The 6,496-nt window shown below is 64.6% G+C and carries 7 protein-coding genes and 1 tRNA gene; all 8 read left to right on the top strand.

Translation table 11 applies throughout. The features are described from left to right. Positions 1–269: aconitase family protein (locus ACK5IR_RS05360; RefSeq protein WP_416926653.1), on the top strand; the 269-nt coding region annotated here is incomplete at its 5' end. A 48-nt stretch (positions 270–317) separates the two neighbouring features. Continuing rightward, positions 318–842, top strand: coding sequence for an HdeD family acid-resistance protein (locus ACK5IR_RS05355; protein ID WP_416926651.1), 525 nt, complete (start codon positions 318–320; stop codon positions 840–842). An 83-nt stretch (positions 843–925) separates the two neighbouring features. Next, positions 926–1,531: a 3-isopropylmalate dehydratase small subunit gene (gene leuD / locus ACK5IR_RS05350; protein ID WP_416926649.1), complete on the top strand. Its 606-nt coding sequence runs from the start codon at positions 926–928 to the stop codon at positions 1,529–1,531. A gap of 223 nt (positions 1,532–1,754) precedes the next feature. Then, positions 1,755–2,837, top strand: a complete 1,083-nt coding sequence (locus ACK5IR_RS05345) for an endonuclease/exonuclease/phosphatase family protein (RefSeq protein ID WP_416926647.1) — start codon at positions 1,755–1,757, stop codon at positions 2,835–2,837. 85 nt (positions 2,838–2,922) lie between these two features. Then, positions 2,923–4,032: a 3-isopropylmalate dehydrogenase gene (leuB, locus tag ACK5IR_RS05340; RefSeq protein WP_416926645.1), complete on the top strand. Its 1,110-nt coding sequence runs from the start codon at positions 2,923–2,925 to the stop codon at positions 4,030–4,032. 131 nt (positions 4,033–4,163) lie between these two features. Continuing rightward, positions 4,164–5,132 carry a DMT family transporter gene (locus ACK5IR_RS05335; protein WP_416926643.1) on the top strand — a complete coding sequence of 323 codons (969 nt, stop codon included), beginning with the start codon at positions 4,164–4,166 and terminating at the stop codon, positions 5,130–5,132. Between the two features lie 64 nt (positions 5,133–5,196). Continuing rightward, a tRNA-Pro gene (locus ACK5IR_RS05330) sits at positions 5,197–5,273 on the top strand. A gap of 236 nt (positions 5,274–5,509) precedes the next feature. Beyond that, entirely contained in the window at positions 5,510–6,265 is a 756-nt protein-coding gene (locus ACK5IR_RS05325) for a helix-turn-helix domain-containing protein (protein ID WP_416926641.1), read from the top strand. Positions 6,266–6,496: the final 231 nt, after the last annotated feature.

The raw sequence follows: 6,496 nt of genomic DNA, 5'->3' as shown, positions 1-6,496 counted from the left end.
GCTCGGGCCTTGTCCGTGCGCAGGCGGAGGAAGAGGGGCTGGCGGAGATTTTCGAGGCTGCGGGCTTTGAATGGCGCCTCGCCGGCTGCTCGATGTGCCTGGCGATGAACCCCGACCAGCTTGCCCCCGAGGAGCGCTGCGCCTCGACCTCGAACCGCAATTTCGAGGGCCGGCAGGGCTTCCGGGGCCGCACGCATCTGATGAGCCCGGGCATGGCCGCGGCGGCGGCGATCACCGGGAAACTCACCGATGTGCGGGACCTGATGTAATTCGGGCGGTGCAGCTGCGCCGCCCCCGACTTAGAGGAGGACTCGACAATGAGACCTTGGATTATCTGGATCGTGCTCGGGGCGCTTTCGATCCTGTTCGGCGTTCTTTCGCTTGGAAACGCGGTTGCGGCTTCGATCGCGGTGACGGTGCTGACCGGGGCGCTTCTGCTGATTGCGGGCGTGTTTCAGGCGGTTGCCGGGTTTTACGACCCTTCCGGCTGGAACAAGGTCGTCTCGATCCTGATCGGGATCGTTCTGGGCATTCTCGGCCTGTCCTTCATGATCACCCCGACCGAAGGCGTGCTGTCGCTGGCGATGCTGGTAACGCTTTTCATCGGGACGGCGGGCATTCTGCGGCTGTTCTGGGCCTACAGGCTGCGCCAGACGAGCTTTTTCTGGATGATGCTGCTTTCGGGCGCGATGTCGATCCTGCTGGCGGGCTACGTATTCGCCAATTTCAGCAGCGTCTCGACCGAGCTTCTGGGCATTCTTCTGGGAATCGAACTGTTGTTCAACGGAACCGCGCTGCTGATCTTCGGCTTTTTCCTGCGGCGCCACCTGTACGACGACTGAGCGCCGGGTCCTTCACGAAACACCGCCGGCCGGGCGGCACGAACACCCGGATTGCCAGACGGCAGAGCCACGAGGAACACGAGATGGACAAGTTCACCACATTGACCGGCATCGCCGCACCGCTGCCCCTGATCAACGTCGATACCGACATGATCATCCCCAAGCAGTTCCTGAAGACGATCAAGCGTTCGGGTCTTGGCGTGAACCTTTTCGACGAGATGCGCTATGACAGCGACGGCAACGAGAACCCCGATTTCGTGCTGAACAAGCCAGCCTATCGCAATGCCGAAATTCTCGTCGCCGGCGACAATTTCGGCTGCGGCTCGTCGCGCGAACATGCGCCCTGGGCGATCAAGGATTTTGGTATCCGCTGCGTCATTGCGCCGGGTTTTGCCGACATCTTCTTCAACAACTGCTTCAAGAACGGCATCCTGCCCATTGTTCTGCCACAGGAAGACGTGGACAAACTGATGGACGACGCCGAGCGCGGCGCCAACGCGGTGGTCACCGTCGATCTCGAAAACCAGACCATCACCGGCCCTGACGGTGGCGAGATTCGCTTCGAGGTCGATGCGTTCAGGAAGCACTGCCTGCTGAACGGGCTCGACGATATCGGCCTGACGATGGAAAAGGTCGCCGCGATCGATACCTTCGAAGCGCGCGCCGCACAATCCCGTCCCTGGGTCTGAGCGACGCGCGGGGCCGGGCATGCCGGGGCCGTCCGTCAGGGCGGCCCTTTTTGTTGCAATACCACCGGATCGTACCGCTGTCGTTAACCGGTTGTTAAGGGCTCTGGGGCTGCTCTGGCGCAGGTCTGCCGGGGGCGTGAAGCATATGGTGCGGCGACATGGGAACAGATGGCGGCGGAGCCTGACTCTCGCAGTCTGGTGCTGGCTTGCCGTTGCGGGGTCCGTGCAGGCACGGGATGGCGATACGATCCGGATCGCCACCTTCTCGGCCGAACTGTCGCGCCCCGGGCCGGGGCTGTTGCTGCGGGATATCCTCGGGCGGGAGGACGGGCAGATTGCGGCGGCGCTCGAAGTCATCTTGGCCGTCGATCCCGATATCCTGCTTCTGACCGGTTTCGATTTCGACCTTGGGAATGCTGCCTTGTCGGCATTTGCCGCGCGCCTCGCCGAAAGCGGCGCCGGTTATCCGCATCTCTTCAGTCGCCGGCCCAACGCGGGCCTTGCCACCGGGTGCGACATGGACGGTAACGGCAGGACGGGCGAGCCGCGCGATGCCCAGGGCTATGGCGCCTTCGCAGGCCAGGGCGGCATGGCGGTGCTGAGCCGCCTGCCGATCCTCGGTGATCAGGCGCGCGACTTCTCCGGCCTGCTGTGGAAGGACCTCCCCGGCGCCCGCCTGCCGCAGGTCGCGGGAACGCCCTTTCCCTCGGACGAGGCTTTGGCGATCCAGCGGCTTTCGTCGGTGGGGCACTGGGATCTGCCGGTTGCCCTGCCCGATGGCGGCATGCTGCACCTGCTGGCCTTTGCCGCCGGGCCGCCGGTTTTCGACGGGCCGGAGGACAGGAACGGCAAACGCAACGCCGACGAAATCCGCTTCTGGCAGCTGTATATCGCCGGCAGCCTGGATGCCGAGCCGCCGGGCAGATTCGTGATTCTGGGAGACGCCAATCTCGACCCGGCGGACGGCGACGGGCGGCACGAGGCGATTGCCGCGCTGCTGGCCGACCCGCGGGTGCAGGACCCGCTGCCGGCCGGGCCGGGGGGGGCGGCAGTGCGCGACCCCGGTCATCGCGGCGACCCCGCGCACGATACAGTGGACTGGTCCGGCGCGGAAAGCGGCGGGCCGGGCAATCTGCGCGTCGACTACGTGCTGCCGTCGGCCGGCCTGAGGGTGGTCGACGCGGGTGTTTTCTGGCCTTCAGGCAGCAGGCTTGCCGGGGTCGCGGCGGCCGCCTCGCGCCACCGCCTCGTCTGGGTGGATATTGCCGCCGGCAGGGTTGGCGTCGTATCCGCGGCACCCAGGTAGGATTGCCGGCGCCGGCCGCGCTTCTTGATTGTTCCGCTGGGCGGCGGTAGTCCCGCGTGGACAAATCTTGCGAGGACGAACGACCATGAGCAACCTTTCCCTCCTGATCCTTCCCGGCGATGGCATCGGCCCCGAGGTCATGGCCGAGGTGCGCAGGATCATCGACTGGTATGGCGACAAGCGTGGGCTGGTCTTCGATGTCAGCGAGGATCTGGTTGGCGGCGCCGCCTACGATGCCTCGGGCACGCCGCTGACCGATGCCACGATGGCCCGCGCGCAGCAGGTCGACGCGGTGCTTCTGGGTGCGGTCGGCGGGCCGAAATACGACGATCTCGACTTTTCGCTGAAGCCCGAGCGCGGGCTGCTGCGCCTGCGCAAGGAAATGGACCTGTTCGCCAACCTGCGACCGGCCCAGTGCTTCGATGCGCTGGCCGATTTCTCGTCGCTCAAGCGCGAGGTGGTGGCCGGCCTCGATATCATGATCGTGCGCGAACTGACCTCGGGCATCTATTTCGGCGAGCCGCGCGGCATTACCACCAACGCTGATGGCGAGCGCGAGGGCGTCAACACCCAGCGCTACACCGAAAGCGAGATCGCCCGCGTGGCGCGCTCGGCCTTTGAACTGGCGCGCAAGCGGGGCAACAAGGTCTGCTCGATGGAGAAGGCCAACGTGATGGAATCCGGCATCCTGTGGCGCGAGGTCGTTTCCGAGGTCCACGCGGCCGAATACTCCGATGTGGCGCTGTCGCACATGTATGCCGACGCCGGCGGCATGCAGCTCTGCCGCTGGCCCAAGCAGTTCGACGTGATCGTGACCGACAACCTGTTCGGCGATCTGCTCTCCGATGTCGCGGCGATGCTGACCGGCTCGCTCGGCATGCTGCCCTCGGCGAGCCTCGGCGCGCCGATGGCCAACGGCCGGCCGAGGGCGATGTACGAGCCGGTGCACGGCTCGGCCCCCGATATCGCCGGGCAGGGCAAGGCCAACCCGATCGCCTGCATCCTGAGCTTTGCCATGGCGCTGCGCTATTCCTTCGATCAGGGAGGCGAGGCTGACCGTCTGGAGGCGGCAATCGAAAAGGTGCTGGCCGACGGTCTCCGCACGCCCGACCTGATGGGCCCGGATGGCGGCACGCCGGTCGGCACCACGCAGATGGGCGATGCCATTCTCGCCGCGCTCGACGCCTCGCTCTGATCCCTGCGGGGTGCCTGCCGGTCGGGCGGGCACCCGCACAGACCGCCCGCAGCGGGACTTTGCCCTTTTCCTGATGCGCCAATGGGCGTATCGGTGGCCCATCCCGTAAGTTCTTGGCCGGGACTGCCCACATGACCAACAATACCAAAGGCGCCCTTCTGGCGCTTCTCGCCTTTGGCATCTACGCGACGCACGATGTGCTGGTGAAATACCTCGGCGGAACCTATTCGACGTTCCAGATCGTGTTCTTCAGCGTGCTCTTCGGCTTTCCGGCCGCCACGCTGGCACTGATGGGCGACCGGACCGATGGCAACCTTCGCCCGCGCCACCCGTGGTGGACGGCGACCCGCACGGTCGTGGCGGTGATCGGCGCGGCCTGTGCGTTCTATGCCTTTTCCGTTCTGCCGCTGACGCAGGTCTACGCGATCCTCTTCACCGCGCCGCTGCTGATCACCGTTCTGGCGATCCCGATCCTGGGGGAGCATGTCGGCGTGCGGCGTTGGGTTGCCGTTATCGTCGGCCTTTGCGGGGTCCTCATCGTGCTGCGCCCGGGCGCAACCGCCCTCGGCCCCGGCCACGCGGCGGCGCTGACGGCCGCTTTCTGCTCCGCGCTGGCCTCGATCATCATCCGCAAGATCGGCAAGGACGAGCGCACCGTGGTGCTGATGCTCTATCCGATGATGACCAATGTGGTCATCATGGGCATCCTGCTGGTCTTCACCTACAAACCCATGCCGCTGGTGGATTTCGGCGCATCCGCCCTGATCGCCATCCTGACCTTTGTCGCGACGATGATCGTGATCCGCGCCTACAAGACCGCGGAGGCGGTGATCGTGGCGCCGATGCAATATTCGCAGATCCTCTGGGCAACCGCCTACGGCGCGATCTTCTTCAACGAACGGCCCGACCTCGGCACGGCCGTCGGCGCTTCGGTGATCATCGCCAGCGGCGTCTATATCGTCCTGCGCGAAGGCCGCACCTCGAGTTCCGAGAATACCCCGGTGCTGCGCACCAGAAGCCGTTTCGACTCAGGCACCCACCTCAGGGTTTCAAACTTCCTGCGGCGCTCGGCCCGCAACAGGAAAAATACCCACAAGTGACAAGGATGCGCATCGCGCCCCCTTGCCAAGCGGGGCAGGCTTCTGTAATCGCCTGCGTCACGGTCGGAGTGTAGCTCAGCCTGGTAGAGCACTGTCTTCGGGAGGCAGGGGTCGGAGGTTCGAATCCTCTCACTCCGACCAGTTAAATCAAAGAGTTAAGCCAGCCACAGCTTCAATCATAAAGTCACGAATTTGTGAGACCTCACAAATTCCGGTGTCTTGGCTCACGTTCTGTCGGATTTCTTGGCCCTCTGAAGAATCGAACGGACAAAAAGAACGCGCTGAGGGGGCTGCCACCCGCCTCAACGGCTCTGTCAAAAGCTCTATAGCACACCCGTACCAGATTGGCGCTCTCGCGGCCAACTTGGGAGGGTCATATGTCTGAGCTTCTGCCCTTCTGCAAGATCAAGCTGCAATACCTGCTGGAGATGGTCACGGACAATGAGCTGGATGACAGCGCCCTGCGCGTGGCACTTTATCTGGCGCTGGCCCATGCCGACCACGAGACCGGAGAGAGCCGCCCGTCTTTCGAGACCATAGGTGCGGCCATCGGCAAGCACGCCAAGTCGGTCAAAAGGGCGCTGAACAAGGTTGAGGCAGCGGGCTACATGACCGTGGAGCGGGGGACCAACAAGGGGAATTCGTCGCGCTATCGTCCGACCCATACAGCCCTGAAACGGGCCTCCGAGCGCCGCCGGGAGGGGGACAAGGTTGTCCCGCTTCACCGCGTCAATGGGGGACAATCCTGTCCACAAAGCGGGACAGACCTGTCCGGCAAAGGGGGACAGGATCGCCCCCCGAACAGAGAACAGGAACTTAGAAAAGAACAGTTGCGCGCGTCCGCGCCGGATTTGCCGGATGAAAGGCAATCCGGCGGAACGCGCCCGGAGCTGGTCTTCGTCCCGAGGGGCATCTGCTTTGTCAGGGACTGGGACGATAGGCTGGCGCGGGAAGGCATAACCACGCTGGAGCGCAGCCTGCCCTTGTCACCGCACAGGCATCATCTGGGCTTCTGGCTTCCGGCCCGAACACCGGCCCCGGCTGGCAGCGCAGAATGGCGAGAGCAACTCCGTATGCTGAGAGAGTTGATCCGGGAAACGCCCGCAGATGCGGAGCACCGCCATGCGGTCTGAGCAAAGAGCAAGGCGACCCATGTCATACGCTGGCGCTCCTGACACGGGGCCTTGCGAGGGGCGGCAAGCCTCCCCTTCGAACCCCTCCGGCGCAAGGCAAGCACGCGCGAAGGGGCGTTGTTGCAGAACTCAGCCTTTGAGCGAGTTTCCCCCTTTCCCCGTTGAGTTCATGCGACACGCTTGATCTCGGCGGTGCCGAGTGCGTTGAAGCGGTTGATGAGGGCAATGCGG

Source organism: Tropicimonas sp. (assembly GCF_047971885.1).
Taxonomy (GTDB): Bacteria; Pseudomonadota; Alphaproteobacteria; order Rhodobacterales; family Rhodobacteraceae; genus Tropicimonas.
Note: the sequence above shows the minus strand (reverse complement) of the source record. Positions and strands in the feature narration are given on the sequence as shown.